The 19,664-nt window shown below is 45.4% G+C and carries 16 protein-coding genes; 15 read left to right on the forward strand and 1 reads right to left on the reverse strand.

The features are described from left to right. Positions 1–20: 20 nt before the first annotated feature. The 15 genes from E5331_RS12200 (at position 21) to E5331_RS12270 (ending at position 18,898) form a co-directional block, all read left to right on the forward strand. Entirely contained in the window at positions 21–1,250 is a 1,230-nt protein-coding gene (locus E5331_RS12200) for an FtsX-like permease family protein (protein WP_123482393.1), read from the forward strand. Between the two features lie 164 nt (positions 1,251–1,414). Continuing rightward, a complete protein-coding gene (locus E5331_RS12205) occupies positions 1,415–2,722 on the forward strand; it encodes an ABC transporter permease (protein ID WP_135985202.1) in 1,308 nt (435 codons plus the stop codon). 23 nt (positions 2,723–2,745) lie between these two features. Continuing rightward, a complete protein-coding gene (locus E5331_RS12210; protein WP_168355223.1) occupies positions 2,746–4,011 on the forward strand; it encodes an ABC transporter permease in 1,266 nt (421 codons plus the stop codon). A 75-nt stretch (positions 4,012–4,086) separates the two neighbouring features. Next, on the forward strand, positions 4,087–5,571 hold the full coding sequence (locus E5331_RS12215; RefSeq protein WP_135985200.1) for a TolC family protein: 1,485 nt from the start codon (positions 4,087–4,089) through the stop codon (positions 5,569–5,571). Between the two features lie 403 nt (positions 5,572–5,974). Beyond that, positions 5,975–6,691, forward strand: coding sequence for an ABC transporter ATP-binding protein (locus E5331_RS12220; RefSeq protein WP_123482391.1), 717 nt, complete (start codon positions 5,975–5,977; stop codon positions 6,689–6,691). An 11-nt stretch (positions 6,692–6,702) separates the two neighbouring features. Beyond that, on the forward strand, positions 6,703–7,980 hold the full coding sequence (locus tag E5331_RS12225; protein ID WP_123482390.1) for an ABC transporter permease: 1,278 nt from the start codon (positions 6,703–6,705) through the stop codon (positions 7,978–7,980). Positions 7,981–8,000: 20 nt separating this feature from the next. Then, complete coding sequence (locus tag E5331_RS12230; RefSeq protein ID WP_168355224.1) at positions 8,001–9,254, forward strand: ABC transporter permease; 1,254 nt, start codon at positions 8,001–8,003, stop codon at positions 9,252–9,254. A gap of 78 nt (positions 9,255–9,332) precedes the next feature. Continuing rightward, positions 9,333–10,676, forward strand: a complete 1,344-nt coding sequence (locus E5331_RS12235; RefSeq protein ID WP_135985198.1) for a sigma-54-dependent transcriptional regulator — start codon at positions 9,333–9,335, stop codon at positions 10,674–10,676. After that, positions 10,673–11,989 carry a sensor histidine kinase gene (locus tag E5331_RS12240; RefSeq protein ID WP_123482387.1) on the forward strand — a complete coding sequence of 439 codons (1,317 nt, stop codon included), beginning with the start codon at positions 10,673–10,675 and terminating at the stop codon, positions 11,987–11,989. The genes E5331_RS12235 and E5331_RS12240 overlap by 4 nt, the downstream gene beginning before the upstream one ends. 203 nt (positions 11,990–12,192) lie before the next feature. Then, complete coding sequence (locus E5331_RS12245) at positions 12,193–14,532, forward strand: TonB-dependent receptor (RefSeq protein WP_135985196.1); 2,340 nt, start codon at positions 12,193–12,195, stop codon at positions 14,530–14,532. Positions 14,533–15,360: 828 nt separating this feature from the next. Beyond that, a complete protein-coding gene (locus E5331_RS12250) occupies positions 15,361–15,789 on the forward strand; it encodes a PLP-dependent aminotransferase family protein (RefSeq protein WP_135985193.1) in 429 nt (142 codons plus the stop codon). 63 nt (positions 15,790–15,852) lie between these two features. Further along, positions 15,853–16,566, forward strand: coding sequence for a TetR/AcrR family transcriptional regulator (locus tag E5331_RS12255; RefSeq protein ID WP_135985191.1), 714 nt, complete (start codon positions 15,853–15,855; stop codon positions 16,564–16,566). Between the two features lie 207 nt (positions 16,567–16,773). Next, entirely contained in the window at positions 16,774–17,655 is an 882-nt protein-coding gene (locus E5331_RS12260) for an EamA family transporter (RefSeq protein ID WP_123482385.1), read from the forward strand. Positions 17,656–18,075: 420 nt separating this feature from the next. Next, positions 18,076–18,264: a hypothetical protein gene (locus tag E5331_RS12265; RefSeq protein WP_123482384.1), complete on the forward strand. Its 189-nt coding sequence runs from the start codon at positions 18,076–18,078 to the stop codon at positions 18,262–18,264. A gap of 292 nt (positions 18,265–18,556) precedes the next feature. Then, on the forward strand, positions 18,557–18,898 hold the full coding sequence (locus E5331_RS12270) for a GNAT family N-acetyltransferase (RefSeq protein ID WP_123482383.1): 342 nt from the start codon (positions 18,557–18,559) through the stop codon (positions 18,896–18,898). Positions 18,899–19,158: 260 nt separating this feature from the next. Here the strand turns inward: E5331_RS12270 and E5331_RS12275 are convergent, their stop codons facing one another. Continuing rightward, a complete protein-coding gene (locus tag E5331_RS12275) occupies positions 19,159–19,659 on the reverse strand; it encodes a metallophosphoesterase family protein (protein ID WP_123482447.1) in 501 nt (166 codons plus the stop codon). Positions 19,660–19,664 lie beyond the last annotated feature (5 nt).

Below are 19,664 nucleotides of genomic sequence, written 5' to 3' on the forward strand. Positions count from 1 at the left end.
CACGTTAAAAAAAGGCAATCATGAAAAGAAAACTTTTGAAACAGATGAGAAACGAATGGCGGGATAACGTGTGGCTCGTCATCGAACTTGCGGTGGTGTTCATTGCCATCTGGGGGCTCTCGACAGTGCTTTGGGTAATGACGAAAGGTGCGTTCACGCCATTAGGCGTGGATCCGGAGAATGTGATCAGTTTAAGCACACGATATCTGAAATCGGATAATCCGTCATACGTGAATGTGGATAGTGTCACTTATAATGATGATTTGAGGCAATTGCTTCGTGAATTGCGTGCGAATCCTAATGTGGAGGCTGTAGCCGTCCATGGAGGGGCATTGCCATTCAACTATAATTATAACGGGACAGGAATTAAACTAATTGACAGTAATGATTCAGTGATATATTACGCCAACCAGAGATACGGCAGTCCGGATATCGTCAAGGTGCTGGGCATACGGAGCCTTACGGGAGCCACTTCCGACCAGTTGGTGGAGATGCTGCGTAATGGTGAGATTCTCGTGTCGGATAATCAAGAATATAAGTTGAACGGAAGAAATCCGTTTGATCTCAAAGGGAAACGCGTGATTATGGAAGGTGATTCCTCAAAGCTGTTAAAAGTAGGGGATGTGATCCAGCAGATAAGACGTAGCGAATATGAACCCTCATGGGCAGGGGGTATTATCTATCCTTTGGATGAGGACGGGGATATATGGGGAGATGTAGTGTTGAGGGTCAAGCCGGGCAGAGAGATGCAATTCAAGGAGGATTTCCGCAACAACGAAAATCTCAGGAAATATCGCAATGTATACCTTTCCGACATGAAAAGACTTGTCGACATCCGCACACTCACTCAGCATAATGATGAGATTAAGATAAGGATGTTCTCATCATTGATGATTTTCCTATTGGTGACGGTCTTCTTGGGAATAGCCGGCACATTCTGGTTCCGTGTTCAGCAGCGTGTCAGCGAGATCGCGATAAGGAAGGTGAATGGTGCTACACGCATGGACGTGTTCCGCAGGATACTGTCGGAAGGAACGATTCTTTTGCTGTGTTCATCCTTGATAATATCAGTTTTAGTATGGCCATTCATATCAAAGTTTATGGATATGCTACGGGAGGAATGGTACGTATTTCTGATTCTTGAATTGGTATCGTTCGCGCTCATAGCAATCGGAGTATTGATGGCACTCTGGTATCCGGCACACCGGGCGATGAGCATAGAGCCGGCGATAGCGATAAAGGAAGAATAAAACTCAGCCCAGCCCCCAACCAGATCAGCCCCCCAACCCCCTAAAGGGGGAGCTGACGAACCGAAACTTTAACCCCCTCCTTTAGGGGGTCAGGGGCTTGGTTTGGAACTGAATTGAATCATTAACTCCCCCTTTAGGGGGCGGGGGGCTAATCCAAAAAGAATATGAACTATTTCAAACAGATATATTATGAGATGAGGCATCAGAAGATGATGACGTGGGTGTCGATCGGCGGCACCGCGTTGGCAATCTTCCTCGTGATGATATTCATTATGGCTGATCGTATAAAGGTGGTGGAAGTTTCGCCCGAATCCAACCGCAGCCGTATCCTTCAGGCTTGGGGTATGAATGTGAAATTTGATGAAAGCAACTGGTCAACTAAGGGCATGGATTACCCTACAGTAAAACGCTTATATAGTGATCTTGAAGGTATCGAAGAGGTGAGCTATATGTTGGATAGCTATAGGGATCATCGTGGTGTAAGCCTGAAAGGTGGTGAGGTCATGTCGATGTATGGTAAGACCGTTGATGGCAATTACTGGAAGCTCTACGACTTCAATTTTATAGCAGGCCGCCCCTTTAATGAGGCGGAATCTGCGGCAGATATGAAGGTGGTGGTTATTGTGGAGTCGGCAGCGCGGAAATTATTTGGAGAGGTAGATGTCGTCGGCAGGGAGATGGAGATCGGTGGAGTCTCGTATAAAATCATAGGAGTGGCGGAGGATGTCAACCCTATCCTTAGTGACAGCTATTCGAGTCTGTATATACCGTTTAATCCGGCAACGTATGTCAATTCCGATTCCTTTATAAATAATAAGGAATATTTAGGAGCGATCACCGCAAGGCTTCTGATGGCACCCGGAGTGAAGGCAGAAGATATAAAGTCGCAGGTGAAGGAGCGGTTCACGAAACTGCAAGGGGAGATGACTAAGAAGAATATAGAGCTTATCTATCATGAGCAGCCTTACACGGTAGAAGAGGTGGCATTGGATAATTTCGGAACAAACAAGAGTCCGGATCTTACACACGCGCGGCGCGTTGACCTGTTGGTATATTGTATTCTGATACTCCTTCCGGCAATCAACCTCAGCAGTATGACGCGCAGCCGCCTGCGTCATCGTGTGGCGGAAATAGGTGTAAGACGTGCTTTCGGAGCAAAACGCAATGCCATTATCCGGCAGATATTGGGAGAGAACTTCATCATCACGATAATCGGTGGTATCATAGGGTTGGTATTAAGCCTACTTTTCATGTCGTTGTTGTTTGATATGTTTTTTGCTATCGGCGGATGGTTCGGACCGACATGGAAAGAGCAGGCAACCGCCCGACCTGAATTGGGTATGCTCTTCACATGGTCAAACTTCCTGTGGGCATTCATATTCTGTTTTATTCTGAATACGCTGAGTGCATCCCTGCCGGCATGGAAGGCATCGAAAGTGGAAGTGGCGCAAGCAATTTCCAAGGTATATTAAGACTCCATAAAAACGCGAATGTTATGAAAAGAAAATTATTGAAGCAGATGAGAACCGAATGGCAGGAGAATTTATGGCTCATCATCGAACTTTCGGTAGTATTCCTCGCAATATGGGGGATGTCGGTTGTGCTTTGGTCAATATCACGAGGAATATTTGAGCCGTTCGGGTCAGATCCTGATGATGTGTATTCTTTGACTACCCAGTATTTCAAAAAGGATAGTCCTTTTTATGTGGAGGGTGACAGCACCAAAGAATTTTATCAGAATGATCTCCGTCAATTGGTCAATGCATTGAGGAAGAATCCCAACGTGGCGGCAGTGGCGGTGCATAATAATGCACTCCCTTACGAATTGAGTAATTACGGTAATAGACTGTGGCTTGTCAAAGAGGAGGATTCAGTGGGTTATGGTGGAAATTTCCGCTATGCAACTCCCGACATTATAGACGTGCTTGGAGTCAAGAGTCTTACCGGCTCCAATTCCGGGCAGTTGAAGGAAATATTGAGAAAAGGGGAATTGCTTATCTCAAATAATCCTGAATATGAGAAAGATGGGAAGAACCCCAATTCATTGATAGGGAAACAGGTGATAATGGGAAGTGATTCATCCACTGTATATAGGATAGGGGATGTGGTCCAGCTGATTCGCCGAACGGAATATGAGGCAGCCAATTTGGGAGGAGTGATTGTGCCGATGCCGGAAGACGAGACATTATGGGGGAATGTGATACTAAAACTGAAACCGGGAACAGAGTCGAGGTTCAGGGAGGAATTTCGGGATAATCCGGATTTGAGAAGGTATCGCAACGTATATTTGTCAGACCTTGTGAGTTTGAAGGATATGCGCATGTTGGTGCAGAAGAAAGACGAAGTGACAATCAGGACATATATGTCGATGATGCTATGTCTCCTGATAACTGTATTTTTAGGTCTTGTCGGCACATTCTGGTTCCGCATCCAGCAGCGTATCAGTGAGATTGCAATCCGCAAGGTGTGTGGTGCAAGCCGTAAGAATATTTTCCGCAGAATAATCGGGGAGGGTATGATATTGCTGTTGTGTTCCACGGTTATAGCGTTGGTATGTGCTTATCCTTTTCTCTCTGATTTTGAAGATATAGTAGCAGAGTCATTTATGATATATATGGATTCGTTTGATGACTTGACAGAGAAACTGATTCTCGGAGGAGCCACTTTCATCATTATAGCGTTGGGTATCATTATCAGCTTATGGTGTCCGGCACATCGTGCGATGAAGATAGAGCCGGCGATAGCTGTGAAGGATGAGTAAGCCCCTCGGAGCAGCCCCCCGGATCAGCCCCCCGACCCCCTGAAGGGGGAGGTTTAGATATAAAATAGTATGATTATGAGATTCAAGAATTTGTTATATTGTTTGGTACTTTCTGCGTTTTGCGCATCTCCTCTCTTCGGGGAGGAGACGCAGCGCATGTCGCTTTCGTTGTCGGAAGTCATGATGCGAGCTCGTCGCAACAGTGTGGATGCAGAGGTCGCACTCAATCAGCTGAAGAGTGCATATTGGGAATATCGGTCGTATCGTGCGGAGTTGCTTCCGGAGGTGTCGCTCAACGCCACGTTGCCCTCATATCGTAAGCAATACAGCTCATACATGAATAATGACGGCAGCTATTCATTCGTGCGCAACAATTATCTTCAGATGGACGGTGAACTGTCGGTCACGCAGAATATATGGCTTACCGGAGGTAAAGTGTCGGTCAATACGTCGCTCGACTTCTACCGCCAGCTCGGTAGTCCGGCATTCAACAGATACATGACCATTCCGGTGGCACTCACCTTGACGCAACCCATTTTCGGAGTCAACAATCTGAAGTGGGACCGTAGGATAGAGCCGGTAAGGTATTCCGAGGCGAAGGCGCAGTTCCTCAGCGCGACGGAGAATGTGGCGTTGACGGCAATAAACTATTATTTCTCACTTCTGATGGCTCAGGAGAATCATAGCATAGCGGAGCAGAATCTGGAGAATGCGGAGCGATTGTATGAGGTGGCGAAGGAGAAGCGAGAGATGGGACGCATAAGCCAGAACGACCTTCTCCAGATGGAACTTAACCTTCTTAATGCCAAGTCTGATCTTACGGATTGTGTGAGCGATCTGAAGAGCAATATGTTTAATCTCCGTTCATTCCTTGACTATGGGGAGAATGTGGATATTGTGCCGGAGATTCCGGTTGATGTGCCGGAGGTGGAGATAAACTATGGGGATGCGCTGGAGAAGGCGCTTGCCAACAATAAGTTTGCCAAGAATATGCTTCGCCGTCAGCTGGAGGCGGATTATGAGGTGGCGAAAGCGAAGGGTGCGCAGAGGGAGATAAATCTGTTTGCGCAGATAGGCTATACGGGCACTGACAAGAATTTTGCAGGCGGTTATCAGAATCTGAAGGATAATCAGGTGGTTGAGATCGGTTTTGAGATACCGCTTGTGGATTGGGGTCGTCGTAAGGGAAAGGTGAAGGTGGCGGAGAGCAATCGGAAACTTGTGGAGAGTCAGGTGCGTCAGGAGAATATGAACTTCAATCAGAACCTGTTTATCCTTGTGGAACGTTACGGCAATCAGCTCCGTCAGTTAGAGACGGCACGTCGGGCTGACGAGATAGCGCAGAAGCGTTATGCCACCAATGTGGAGACATTCCTTATCGGTAAGATTTCCACCCTCGACCTCAACGATTCGCGTGTCAAGAAGGATGAGGCACGTCGTGAATACGTCAATGAGCTTTACCGCTTCTGGAACTACTATTACCAGATCCGCAGTCTCACGCTTTGGGATTACCAGAAAGACACGGGCATAGATGCCGATTTCGACTCCATCATAAAATAAGAGATCCATATTCGCAAAAGAAAGCAGTAAAATTTTGAATAGAAAAACATATATCATATACTTTTCTGTTCAAAATTTTACTGTTGAGTGACCCGAAATAGTATAAACCCCTGCCGACCTGCTACCAAAAGTGGTTGTTTTTCGCCACATTTGGCAGCAGGTCGGCTGCGATTGGAGAATATGGAATATAAAGTTGTATAGACCGGCGGGAGGATCCCCGGAAATCCGAATTCAAATGATTCCTGAGAAACGGAAACGGGCGGACATATCGTACAGACCGGACAAAAGTGTCCGTTTTCGGTCACTATGATAGAAAGCCGGTTTCTGTAATTCAATAATTTATATGGATTGGCACGCTTTATGAATGAGTTAATGAAGTCATTAACCATAAATAATAATAACGATGCTACAGACAGTAACTTCGTCGGATGTTAACCGTTCTTCCGCTGAACCCGCTATCAAACTGGAAGGGATAGGAAAGATTTACCGCACCGACGAGATAGAGACCGAAGCTCTTGAGAATGTCAATCTCTCTATATCTAAAGGGGAGTTTGTGAGCATAATGGGTCCTTCCGGGTGTGGGAAGTCTACCCTGCTCAATATCATGGGACTTCTTGACCGACCCTCCTCAGGGACGATAAGGATCGATGGTAAATCTCCTGAAAATATGAGTGACCGCCAACTTTCGGCATTCCGCAGTGAAAAAATCGGTTTTGTGTTTCAGAATTTCCATCTTATAAAATCTCTTGATGTGGGAGGAAATGTGGAGATTCCTATCCTTTATCGCAGCATGAATGCGCGGCAACGTTCGGAGCGGGTGAAGGAAGTGCTGACGCGAGTTGACCTGCTGCACCGTATCCACCACTTTCCTTCGCAACTCTCCGGAGGTCAGTGCCAGCGTGTGGCAATCGCGAGAGCCATAGCGGGCGATCCGGAAATCATTCTCGCCGATGAACCGACCGGAAACCTTGACTCAAAAATGGGGGCGGAGGTTATGGATATCCTCCGGTCGCTCAACAGGCATGAAGGACGCACAATAGTGATGGTGACACATAATGAACGACAAGCCGCGCAAAGCGACCGTATCATACGCTTTTTCGACGGCAGACGTGTAATGTAAATTCAGTTTTTATGAAGATCAACTATCTGAGGAGAGCTTGGCTGTCAATGTGTCAGCAGCCTCTGGTGAGTGTGGTGAGCGTAGCGGGTACCACCTTTGCCATATTCCTTATAATGGTCGTGGTGATGCTCAACGAAGTGGGCATAGCTCCTTATCCTCCCGAAAGCAACCGTGAGCGTTGGCTTGTGCAGAGATATCTTTCCATTAAATACAAAGATAACAATGAAAGCAACGGTTGCATGTCGTACGCCACGGTCAAGGCAGTGATGTATGAGATGACCACGCCAGAAGCGGTCACAGCCTTCACCTACGGTAACAACAGGGTGTCGGTGTCGGTGCCGGGCTCGCCCGCTACAGGATGCGAGATGCGGGGAGTGGATGCCGGATTCTGGAAAGTCATGGATTTCACATTCCTTCAAGGAGCCCCTTTCACGCAGGACGAATTCGAGAGTGGGGTGACAAAGGCTGTCATCTCTGAATCCATGGCGAAAAAAATCTTTCATTCTACCGGTATTGTAGGTCGTGATATACGGATCAACTATACTCCCTATAGGGTATGTGGCGTGGTAAAAGATGTGACAAACCTTGCTCCATTCGCATTTGCTGACATCTGGGTGCCTTTCTCCTCCACAAATTCCATCAGCTTTTCATGGAATGACTATATGGGACCGTTCAGTGCCATAATGCTTGCTAAGGATAAAAAGGATTTCAAGGAGATTCGGGAGGAGTATGACCGTCTGTTTGCCAAGTTAGGTGATGAGGCAGCAATAAATGGAAAATCGTTTGTAAGCCGGGGACGTCCCTATACTCAGAAAGTGGAGGCAATCAAAGCCGGATCATGGGAGACTCCCGACGTCAGACGCAGCGACACTACGTTGTGGATTGTCTTTATGATTCTTCTGATAGTGCCCGCCGTCAATCTCAGCAGTATGACCCAGAGCCGACTTCAGCAGAGCCGGGAGGAGATAGGAGTGCGCAGGGCGTTCGGCACTCCGAGATATGCCATAGCTATCGACATTTTAATCGAAAATATGCTCGTTTCATTATTCGCAGGAGCCATCGGATTAATCCTGAGCCTTCTTTTTATCATAACATACGGGAGCTGGTTTCTGATTCCGGCATCGGATGAGTCACTCGCACCTACCGGTATAAATATCGGGATCCTTTTCCATTGGACCACTTTCGGATGGGCTCTCCTCTTCTGTTTCCTGCTTAATCTTATGAGCAGCGGACTTCCCTCCTTCCAGGCGGCAAGAACAGATATTGTGAAAGCACTCGAAGGGAAATAAACATGTTAAAATTATATAGAATGAAACGTAGACTTTTAACCCAGATACGTGCCGAATGGCGTTCCAACATTTGGCTTGCGATAGAACTTACCATAATCAGTGTGGTGCTTTTTTATATTGTTGATTTCCTGTGGGTGCGTTTTACGGTCATCAATGAGCCTCTCGGCTTCAATGTGGACCACTGCTATCGTGTGCAGTTTGCCACACTCCCATCGGGCAGTCCTGAATATATCCCGGATAGGACTGCTGAAGAGAGCAACCGAGACATCCTCACCATCCTTGACCGTCTCGGTGCCAGACCTGAGGTGGAAAGTGTGGCGATGGGAACGAACGCTCATTTCTATAACAGTTCCAATTCTGGCGAATTGCTCACGGTCGACACTTTTAATACCGGAGGCGCGGGAATGTTTCTAAACAGGATGGTGAGTCCGGATTTTCCCAAAGTGTTCCGGATATATGGAGCGCATGGAGAGTCGCCGGAAAAGCTCGCCTCTCTTCTTGAAAATCCGTTGACATTCCTGATTTCTGACGATGCGTTCAAACCTGTGTATGGAATCGGGAGTATGCGGGAGTTCATAGGGAAAGATTTCAGCACCTATGGCGGCGACACAATCCGATTGGTGGGTACCTATAGTCCGGTGAGATATGACGATTATGTCCCGCGTGACTATACGCGGTCGATGATGCGGTCAATGCCGAAAAGCGAATATTACGCTTTCAACGAACTTGTGGTGCGAGTGCATGACAACATGGATAATGATTTTGCTGAAAACCTGATGAAGGATGCCGATTCCCAATATCGGGTGGGAAATTATTTCATCAGTGCAGTGGATAGTTTCAAAGACATTCGTTTCGTGCATCAGCGAAGCAACGTTATGGTGACCCGTTTCTACTTTACCGGGGGTGCTTTTCTTGCCATGAACATATTTCTCGGTTTGCTCGGCACATTCTGGTTCCGCACGCGCCGACGTATTCCGGAGATCGCTATCCGTATGGTCAACGGTGCCACGAGAGGGGATATCCTGCGGCGCGTAGTGGGAGAGGGGGAGCTGATTCTGCTCCTTGTCACTCCGTTGGCTATCGTGTTTGACTATCAGATAGTCCATCTGCAGCTTAACCAACCATACGAGAACGCATATTTTGATCCGGCTCGTTTCGCTATATGCGTGTTGCTAACGCTCTCTTTCATGGCGTTGATGATTCTGGCAGGGGTCATACTTCCGGCTGTGAAAGCTATGCGCTTGCAACCCGCAGTCGCCCTGAAATCGGAATGATGCTGTCTGATTGGAGAGGTGATAATCGGTGGAGACGGAATTTTTTTATAATTTTGCAGTCATATAAATAAGCCGCCTATGATTCTGATTGTTGACGACGACACCGCAGTGAGACTATCTCTAAGACTTCTTCTAAGGAGCAAAGGTTATGCCACTATTGAGGCTGCATCTCCGCTGCAGGCCTTGGAAGTGGTGCGTAAGACTGTGCCACGCCTTGTGCTTCTCGACATGAATTTTTCCCGAAGCACTTCCGGCGAGGAGGGGATCATATTGCTCAGAGAGATAAAGATATTCTGTCCCGCCACTCCCGTTATTCTTATGACTGCGTGGGGGAGCATCCCGTTGGCGGTGAAGGGAGTGAAGGCAGGTGCGTTCGATTTTGTGACAAAACCGTGGGACAGCATATCTTTCCTACAGCTTATAAAGGTGGCAATCGACCTCAACGGTGGCACCGGAGTCGGTGGTGACGCCGGGCATTTTGACCGGTCGTTTATAATCGGCCGTTCTCCCGCGCTCTTAGAGATATTGTCTACCATCGAGCGTATCGCCCATACAGACGCATCCGTACTGATAATGGGGGAGAATGGTACCGGAAAGGAACTTATAGCCGAAGCCATCCACCGAAACAGTCTGCGTCGCAATCATCGTCTGGTGAAAGTGAATCTCGGGGGGATCGCTTCCTCCCTGTTTGAAAGCGAGATGTTCGGTCATAAGAAAGGTGCCTTTACAGGAGCCACATCCGACCGGGAGGGGAGATTCGCTCTCGCCGACAAAGGCACAATCTTCCTTGATGAGATAGGGGATCTTGACCTTAACCTCCAGGTGAAACTTCTGCGTGTGCTTCAGGAACACACTTATGAGATGCTTGGTGACAGCCATACCCGAAGGACGGATGTCAGGGTAATCTGTGCCACCAACGCCGACCTTCCCGACATGGTGAGCCGGAAAACTTTCCGCGAAGATCTTTTCTATAGGATAAATCTGATCACGGTGAAGCTTCCGCCTCTTCGCGAGCGGCGTGAAGATATCCCGTTGCTCGTGAATCATATCGTGGATTCGGTCAGCAGAGAAAGAGGGATGCCTCGTCCGGAGATCTTGCCGGGCGCAATGGAATTCCTTTCGAGTCTACCTTATCCGGGCAACATCCGCGAACTTGAAAATCTCGTGAAACGCACCATGCTGGTGGTGGATGCCCCACGGCTTGGGAAATCCGATTTCCTTTCGCAATTTTCAGGCGATATGCCGTCGGATGAGCTGTCGGGTCAGTCGTCGATAAAATCATTGGAGTGCCGGGAGATAGAACGTACGATAGCTAAGGCTGCCGGGAATGTGGCAAGAGCTGCTAGAATGTTGGGCGTCACGCGTCAGACCTTATACCGCCGTATGGAGAAATATGGCATATCCTACAGACCGGGAGAATGAAGACAAAATATCTTTTCCGTATATTGTTGGCTCTGATTGTTTCGGTCTTCGCGGCATCTTTTCTTCTTCCGGCGGAGAATGGAGGATACGTGATGACTTCCATGAGAGTGGCATGTGGGGTTGCGATAGTCGTCACGATTGTTCTGCATAGGGCTGTCATCAAGCACCTGGAGAGTATCACCAACGGATTCAATCTGTTGAAGGCACAAGACTTCGGAAGCCGGCTCGCTCATGTGGGTCAATACGACACGGACGTCGTCATTGACATGTTTAATCTCATCCGGTCGTCGCTAAAGGAGCAGAGACTGCATCTTCGGGAGCAGAATCATTTCCTTGACCTCCTGACCAATGTTTCCCCGATGGGTATAATCCTTTTGCAGACAGACCGTATAATATCTATTAATCCGGTGGGGGCAGCCTTTCTGGGTTTTTCCACCATGGAAGAGGCGTTAAAGGTGAATCTGGAAAACATAGACACTCCTTTGGGGCGTGTTCTCGCTTCTCTCTCATCCGGAGAGGTAAGGACTGTGAGACTAAGCGATTCAATGATTTTCCGCTGTTCGCGTTTAAGTTTCATGGACGATGGATTTGAACACCCTTTCCTATTGATAGAGAAACTGACGGAAGAGGTGATGAAGGCTGAAAGGAAAAGCTATGGGAAGGTGATACGGGTCATTGCTCATGAGGTCAACAACACAATCGCGGGGCTTGATTCCCTGCTGGCAGCTATTGAAATGGACAATGCCGCACCATCTCTCGATAAGAGTGAGCGTGATGAGGTGGTGGCGACATGCCGAAGTCGTTGCCGTTCATTGGGAAAATTTATCTCTACTTTTGTAGAGGCGGTCAGGATTCCTGATCCGGTTGTCTCCACGCGGGATTTAAACGAATGCCTTCGTCAATGGGTAATCGGTCTGGAAAGTCTCTGCCGTCCTCGGAATATAACTTTACGTCTGGAACTGTGCGAATCCCCCTTATGGCTTGACTTTGATTCGGTATTGCTGGAGCAGGTCATTATAAATATTGTGAAAAACTCTGCTGAAAGTATTTCCAAGGATGGAGAGATAATAATATCCACCAGCGATGAAGAGGCAGGTTTCACGGTCATCGACAACGGACGAGGGATATCCAAAGAATGTGGCGAGATGCTCTTCAGTCCTTTCTTCACCACTAAGGAGGAGGGACACGGTATCGGACTGCTGTTTATAAGCGAAGTGCTCCATAAGCATGGCTGTCGTTTTTCACTCACCACAGACTCAGACTCCCTGACACGTTTCAAGGTATATTTCCCACGAGATATCAGTAATTCTTAAGCCGCCGAGAATGCCTGAAGATGGAGATTTTTAGAGTTATGGATAGGAATTTTTAAATTTTGTTGATAAAATGTCATAAATTTTAATTTTATCCGTCATATAAATGATGGCAGGTTGGATGTGTAGTGCATTACCTGCTCGGATTGAAGAATAGGACGGCTGGATGCTGTCAACCTACATTCTTGAAACTAATGTTTTTTAATATGAGTGAAACTTTACACCACATCTTCCGTAATACGGCTCCATTTGTCTCTTTCTGTACGATGGCAGTGATGTCGGCAATGCCGATTGATGCGTTTGCCGATATAGACATTAAGGGGAGAGTATTCTCGGAATCGGATTCGACAGCTTTGGCGGGTGCCACATGCCGCCTTTTTGCAGGCACAGTTCCCTTGACGACCACACAGACTGCTGACGACGGGTCATTCTCACTGACAAGTAAGGATGGATCCTCATTGACGCTTCTGATAGAGAATGTGGGATATACCTCTTCCGACATATCCCTTGAGGGGGTGAAGAAGAGTATTGATCTCGGCACGATATACCTCTCCGATGCCAAGGATCTTCAGGAACTGGTGGTGACGGCAGACGGTCGTCGTGAATCTCGCGGAAAAACAATAGTCATACCCTCCGCCACGGATGTGAAGGCATCTTCCGATGCACTGTCATTGCTCCGCAAGTTGCAGCTTGATGAATTGGAGATAAATCCAGTCAACCGCTCCATGAGCGTCATGGGGGCAAGTGTGGTGATTCTCATCGACGGAATCCCCTCCACGCAGGATGATGTCAACGCACTCAATCCGTCTGACATATCCAAAGTGGAATATTCACGTTTTGTCCCCGCCAGATATGCCGACAAAGGTGCCGGTGGTTTCATCAACATCTTCCTCAAAAAGAGGAACGACGGCGGTTCCGTCTATGCGTGGGGACGAGGTTGCCCTACTACCGGGTTTGTCGATGGCAATGTGAGAGGGTCGTATCATCAGGGAGCATCACAATTCACGCTCTCCTATAATCCGTCATGGCGAAGCTACAACAAGGTGTATGACTATTCGGAATCATCATTAATCGGCGATGATTTCCGTGTGGATCTTTCCTCTACTGCTAAGTCACCCTTCTATTACCTGAGCAATCCGCTGAATCTAAGATATATCTTTAAACCGGAGGAGAGTCTGATATTCTCCGCCACCTTTAATACCACGATATTCAACGATTCGAGAAGTTCGGATAGCGACACTCACGATTCCCTTCTTGGGGACTATAATTCCAGCTCAAAGACTTCAAGCAAACGGTTCACACCCTCGCTCGACCTCTATCTGCGCAAGGACTTCAACAGCAAGAGTTCGCTTGAATTGGAGGTGCTCGGCACTCTCTCATCCACCGATTACCGCCACACAATGACCGAAAATCTTTCGGATGGGAGGGATGAGACCTACATCACGGATACGGATAGCAAACGCCGCTCACTCATATCGGAGATCAGCTACGTGCACTCCTTCAGCGATCTCACCGAACTCTCCGCCGGCTATCAGAACACGGTATCGGGCAACGACAACCGTTATCTTGCCACCGGTTATAAGGCAACCCTTACGGAGAACAATAACTACGTATATCTGCAACTGTCGCAGCAGGCGGGTCCCGTATATCTGAGGTTTGCTTCCGGAGCGAAACTTTTCTGGATGCGAAATGACCTTAACAACCGTCATTTCATAAAGAATCTGTCCTCGTTGCTCGCCTCATGGAAGATCGACCCGACATGGACGTTGACCTATCGCTTCAATTATTCACCCTCCATACCGAGTCTCGCCTCACTGACCGACTATCCTCAGCAGACGTCGCTCTATCTGATAAGCAACGGTAATCCCGATCTGAAAGTGAGCGATTCCTTCTACAATACACTCTCGTTGAATATGAGGAAGGGGATATGGACTGGTTCTGTGAATTTCCGTCATGGCTATACCCATAATCCGGTCTATTCCGACGTGTCATATCTTGGTGATGGAAAATTCATGTCAAACAGCCGCAACTTCAATTCGCAGGTGGAATATGACAGTTGGATCAGTGTGGGGGTCAATGGTCTTGCCAAAATGTTTGGTGGGAATGTCACTTTGGAATATGTGAGATATGAAGCGAAGGGTGAGGCATGGAGAAAGAATCTTGACACGTTCGGCGCGTCGGTCTCATTGTGGTGGACAAAAGGGCCGTTCACGATAAGCTATTGGCGTAAGTTCCCCGGAAAGAGTCAGTGGGGCACGTCGGTAAGTAAGGATGAGAATGGAGACGCCCTTGATTTCCAATATAAACCCGACAAACATTGGACGTTTGACATAGGATGGTACTATATGTTCTGCAAGAAGGGCACCCAATATCCATCATGGAACTATAGCACGGTCAATCCCTCCTACCGATTCAGGAATATAGAGAACAATGCCAATATGATATGTCTCTCAATCAGTTATCAGGCAGATTTCGGCTCCTTATTCCGCACAGCTCGCCGTGGTCTTAACAACCGCGACACCGGCTCGTCATTCCTCAGCCAGTAACACACTCCAAGACCCCGTTTTTTGAAACGGGGTCTTAGAGTGTAAGAAAGGTTAAGTGTCAAATTTATCTTAATGGTATGAATTGATACATTGATTTTGATACAACTTTTTGATTGTCTCAAAAACGGACGTTTGAGAATTTAGTATCCTTTAATATAATAGATAAATTGTAGTTAAACTTTAATGGGTGGCCACTTTAAAGTATATTTTATTCAGTGTAAGTATCATACAAATAAGAAGTCCTACTATCCCAATCGAAGCTGCGTATGAAAGGGATTTGACGAGATTTAATTTTTGTATGAATAAAAAATATTCAGCAGGAATTAATCCGCATAAAAAACCAGCAAATGGACACCATTTAAAAGGTATAGGTTCTTTAATAAGCGTTAATTTAGTATTGCAATGATTACAGTTAACGGTATATGCTGTACCATGCAAAAAATATTTAGAATAAACTCTAAATGACACTAGTTGGTGACAATGAGGGCATTCTCTTGCGTTTAATTCCATATTGTTCTATTTGGAGTGTTGATATTCTTGATGAAATTGCTATTTCCTAAGGGACTCTCGTTGAAATTATAAGTATTTCTTACATGATTCCGGATATAATATGGGGTCTTGAACTGCTTATATGACTTAGAGCAAGACCAAAATGACAGTTATAGTCTGAGGAAGAATGATGCCCCATATAGGTTCTCATGTTTTATGTTACAAATATACATACATTTTTGTAAATAATAATGAAATAACAAAAAATATTTTTTTATATTAATTTGAAATTTATTTTTGTATTGAAAATATATTTACATATTTATATGTATAAAACTATTGATATTAAAGGATTTCAATATTTCACAATCTGCTAATATAGTAGAGGTTGTGGATAACTTTCAAGCGTATATCAATCAACAAGCAAGATACGGTGTTAAAAACTATTGGATAGAGGCTACTTCAAGTGTTGGTTCTAAAATGGATCTTAACGGGATTGTGAATATCGCGTCGGCATTTATCTCGAATGATTATTTGGGGTTATCTCAGCATCCTGCAACTAAGAAAGCAGGAATTGAAGCGATAGAGAAATATGGAACAGGAGCGTGTGCTGCTCAAGCTATAGGAGGTTATCTCGATATTCATTCTGAATTGGAAAGTAAGATAGCTTCTTTTACAAAAAAGAGCTATCTTTGTAAGTGGAATTGCATATCCGGCTGTGAGAACGAAAGAAGCCAGATTGCGTGTGTCGCTTCTTGCGACGCATGAAAAATGGCAGTTGGATCATCTTGTTGATTCCTTATGTGAAATAAGAAAAACAATACCATTCTAATGGAAAAAGATAAACCTAAGGGTCGAAGACCTAAAAGAACAAAAGCTCAGATTGATGACTGCATAAATCAGGCAGCTGTAGCTGAGATTATAGAAAAAGGTTTCTCAGACACTATTCTTTATGGAATAATTAAAAGAGCTAAGATTGAACCTGTTGTGTTCTATAACCGATATAAGAGTCTCGAATTATTCTATGATGAATTTGTGAAGAGTAAGGATTATTGGTTTGAGAATCTTCTTAAAGAGATTGATGAGCCACAGTTGTCAAGAGAGGAATTGACAAAAATACTTGTTTCTCTTATCGATGTTCTGGACAAAGATTCTGTAATGCTGGAACTTCTCAGATGGGAAGTGGCAAGCGAGAACCCTACAACTAGAAGGTCAGCGGCTTTGAGGGAGTTTCATACGTTGCCATTAGCAAAGGATTATGAGAATCTGTTTAAAAATACAGAAGTAGATATGCTAAGCCTAAGTGCATTAGTTATAGGTGGTATTTACTACTTGGAATTGCATAAGAATTTATCTCCATTTTCAGGTATAGATTTAAAAACTGAAGAAGGCCGGCAACGAATAAAGGATGCAATAAGAGCTTTTGTTGGAATCTTGTTTGATTTAAAGGATGAGAAACTGCGTCATGAACGAATGAGAGGCCGTATGAAAGAGAAGGGTCTATCTGATGCAGATATAGAATATTGTCTTAACTTGAAAGATTAGTACAATAAAGCGAAGGGATGGCAATTAATTACCTTCCCTTCGCCTTATTGTCGTTTTTTGATATTTGGACGAATCAAGAAAAATCATAATGATAATTTAGATAAGGGGTGTTTAAACCCTCAATTACGTTTGACATAGCTTTTTCAGTTTTTTGAAACACCCACTTTTTTGTAACTTTGCAGCCTGAAAAGAAAAAATTATTGCATCATGTGGGTAGCATTGGCTTTGGTCTCGGCACTTTGTCTGGGATTTTATGACATTTTCAAGAAACTTTCGGTAAAGGGAAACGATGTACTGATGGTTCTTATGCTGAATACGGTATTCGGTGCACTGTATATGTCGCCGTTCCTGATAGATGGCATCAGTCATGGTAATTTCGGATTCGGCAATACGGTGGTAGGTCATCTTCAGATTCTACTGAAATCATTCATAGTGCTTGGGTCGTGGCTCTTGGGATACTTTGCAATCAAGCATCTGCCACTGACGGTGCAGGGACCGATCAATGCGTCGCGTCCGGTGATAGTGCTTGTCGGAGCATTGCTGATATTCGGCGAACGGCTCAACTGGGTGCAATGGATAGGTATATTGCTTGGCTTCGCGTCGCTCTTCTTCATATCGCGACTCGGAGCAAAGGAGGGATTCTCGATAAAACATTCCAAATGGATATGGATGTCGATAGGGGCGACGGCATTAGGAGCCGTCAGTGCGCTTTACGACAAATATCTGCTGCGGTCATACTCCCCGATAGAGGTGCAGGGATGGTATTCACTCTATCAGTGCATCATAATGGTAGTGACGATCTCTATAATCCGTGGGAGTCACAAGCAGATAGGGGATAGGTTTGTATGGCGTTGGACCATACCGTGTATCGCCCTGTTCCTCACAATTGCCGACATGGCATACTTCTACTCCCTTTCACTCGACGGGTCGATGGTAGCCGTCGTGTCGATGATAAGAAGAGGCAGCGTGATAGTAAGTTTCATATATGGGGTCCTTGCCCTTCACGAGAAGAACATCAAGCCGAAACTGATCGACCTTGGCGTACTCCTCCTCAGCCTCGCCCTCCTCGTCATCGGCTCCGGAATGTGATTCAGGTGATTCAAGTGATTCAAGTGATTCATGGTGAATCAGTGAATCAGATGAATCACGCACTACTACTTTGATTTGTTATTCTACGGTCACAATCGGTTGACCGAAGAATGATGAGAGCATAGCGTGTTTAGTACAAGATTATTCATTCTACGCCGAAAAAGTGGTCAAGTGACCACTTTTTCGTCATTAAAGCCAGCATAGGGGTTAAATAATGTCTCACTTATTCCAAATAAAATACAGAAAAGTCAAGTTTTAGGAATGGAATCAGGGGATAAAGGACGAAAAAATGGTCAAGTGACCACTTTTTCGGCGTAAAATGATAGGTGATTTTTGGGGATGTATAAGAATAGTGTGGCTCATTACACAACAAATAGAAATGTATATCCGTTCTCATAAAAAGAACTAAAAAAGAAAGTTATGGCAATACCGATAAAAGCAATCCCGACACTTTATGGAGAAGAGGCAGCTCGTCTCCGACGTAAAATTGATGAGGTTGAAGAACGTTTTGCAAGTCGACCGGAACGAGATATCACAAAAGAACCGGGTTATATAATGATGCGTAAGATTATTGAGAAATCAAATCGTTATGCAAACTTATTCCGGTAATATTATGCAGGATTTTATCTTAAATTCGTGTATTTTCGGTCCTCTTACAAAAGGCGTGATAGACCGTTATAATCCCTTTGAATGTGGTAATGATGAAGATATGGACGATTTCTTTCGGGATGATGCTATATCTTATCGTAAATATCAAATGGGAAATACCTATTGTTTTCTATCAACAGAGAATTCTAAAGATATCGTTGCATGTTTTACAGTATCAAATGATAGCCTGAGAATTTATGATTTGCCAAATTCCCGGAGGAATGCGATGTAGAAAATAACAAACCGTGAGAAAATGTTAAGCAGATTCCCTGGTGTTCTTATTGGTCGTTTGGCTGTTTCAAAAAAATATAAACATCAAGGTGTTGGTTCGCAGGTACTTAAATTTCTTAAATTTTGGTTTGCGGAAAATGATGATAAATCAGCATGTCGTTTTCTTATAGTGGATGCCAAAAACGAACCAAATGTTTTGTCTTTTTATGAGAGAAACGGATTTGAATATCTATTTACATCGGAATTACAAGAGGATTTATATTCAAAGCCGCCTAAAACTCCTGATGAAGAAATAGAACGTAAACAAACTCCTCGAAAACTTCGTACACGACTTATGTATTTTGACTTATTAAACTTGAAGTAATTATCGGTTAAGTGTGGTTGATGACGTATAAAAGGTTACTTTTTGTACATTACGGGTCTCTTCATCCCGTCTTATATGGATGAAGACTTTCTACCTTGTTACTTGTTACTTGTTACCTATTACCTATTACTTGTTACCTGTTACTTTGCGCGAAGCGCACCGTTTGATGTTGCAAAGTTAGTGATGGTGGATCTGATGGGTATGTTATTTTGATACTGAAGTGGGAGGGTGGTTTCGCCATTTCAGGTGATTCAGCTGAATCAGATATTACCGGAGAGTTCGATTATCTCGCAGTCGCGCATGTCGGAGCCGTCGATTGTCAGGCGAATGAGAGTGCGCACCTTGTGCCAGCCGGCAGTGCCGGCTGCGCCGGGGTTGATGTGAAGCAGGTTCAGTTCATGGTCAAAAATCACCTTCAGTATGTGGGAATGTCCGTCTACCATCAGATTGATATTCTCCTCCTTCAGCAATGATTTCATACCTTTCGACCATTTGCCGGGGTAGCCGCCGATATGGGTGAGGAGCACCTTTACCCCCTCTACCTGAAAGATCTCGATCTCCCGGCATTTACGCTTCACCATACCATGGTCGATGTTGCCGCTTACGGCACGCACCACCGGGGCAATCCCGTCAAGCTGCTCCACTATGCCGTAATCACCGATGTCGCCCGCATGCCATATCTCATCGCATCCGGCAAAATGGATTGCAAACCGTTGGTCCCAGCATCCGTGGGTATCACTCAATATCCCTATCTTTTTCATTCCAA

It is taken from the genome of Lepagella muris (assembly GCF_004793975.1).
Lineage (GTDB): Bacteria > Bacteroidota > Bacteroidia > Bacteroidales > Muribaculaceae > Lepagella > Lepagella muris.

Bases quoted from the DNA above. Each gene is read 5' to 3' on its own strand.
- E5331_RS12220 (WP_123482391.1), top strand. From the start codon at position 5,975: ATGCTACAGACAGTAACTTCGTCGGATGTTAACCGTTCTTCCGCTGAA.
- E5331_RS12255 (WP_135985191.1), top strand. From the start codon at position 15,853: ATGGAAAAAGATAAACCTAAGGGTCGAAGACCTAAAAGAACAAAAGCT.
- E5331_RS12260 (WP_123482385.1), top strand. From the start codon at position 16,774: ATGTGGGTAGCATTGGCTTTGGTCTCGGCACTTTGTCTGGGATTTTAT.
- E5331_RS12235 (WP_135985198.1), top strand. From the start codon at position 9,333: ATGATTCTGATTGTTGACGACGACACCGCAGTGAGACTATCTCTAAGA.
- E5331_RS12240 (WP_123482387.1), top strand. From the start codon at position 10,673: ATGAAGACAAAATATCTTTTCCGTATATTGTTGGCTCTGATTGTTTCG.
- E5331_RS12225 (WP_123482390.1), top strand. From the start codon at position 6,703: ATGAAGATCAACTATCTGAGGAGAGCTTGGCTGTCAATGTGTCAGCAG.
- E5331_RS12210 (WP_168355223.1), top strand. From the start codon at position 2,746: ATGAAAAGAAAATTATTGAAGCAGATGAGAACCGAATGGCAGGAGAAT.
- E5331_RS12230 (WP_168355224.1), top strand. From the start codon at position 8,001: ATGAAACGTAGACTTTTAACCCAGATACGTGCCGAATGGCGTTCCAAC.
- E5331_RS12200 (WP_123482393.1), top strand. From the start codon at position 21: ATGAAAAGAAAACTTTTGAAACAGATGAGAAACGAATGGCGGGATAAC.
- E5331_RS12215 (WP_135985200.1), top strand. From the start codon at position 4,087: ATGAGATTCAAGAATTTGTTATATTGTTTGGTACTTTCTGCGTTTTGC.
- E5331_RS12275 (WP_123482447.1), bottom strand. From the start codon at position 19,659: ATGAAAAAGATAGGGATATTGAGTGATACCCACGGATGCTGGGACCAA.
- E5331_RS12245 (WP_135985196.1), top strand. From the start codon at position 12,193: ATGAGTGAAACTTTACACCACATCTTCCGTAATACGGCTCCATTTGTC.
- E5331_RS12265 (WP_123482384.1), top strand. From the start codon at position 18,076: ATGGCAATACCGATAAAAGCAATCCCGACACTTTATGGAGAAGAGGCA.
- E5331_RS12270 (WP_123482383.1), top strand. From the start codon at position 18,557: ATGTTAAGCAGATTCCCTGGTGTTCTTATTGGTCGTTTGGCTGTTTCA.
- E5331_RS12205 (WP_135985202.1), top strand. From the start codon at position 1,415: ATGAACTATTTCAAACAGATATATTATGAGATGAGGCATCAGAAGATG.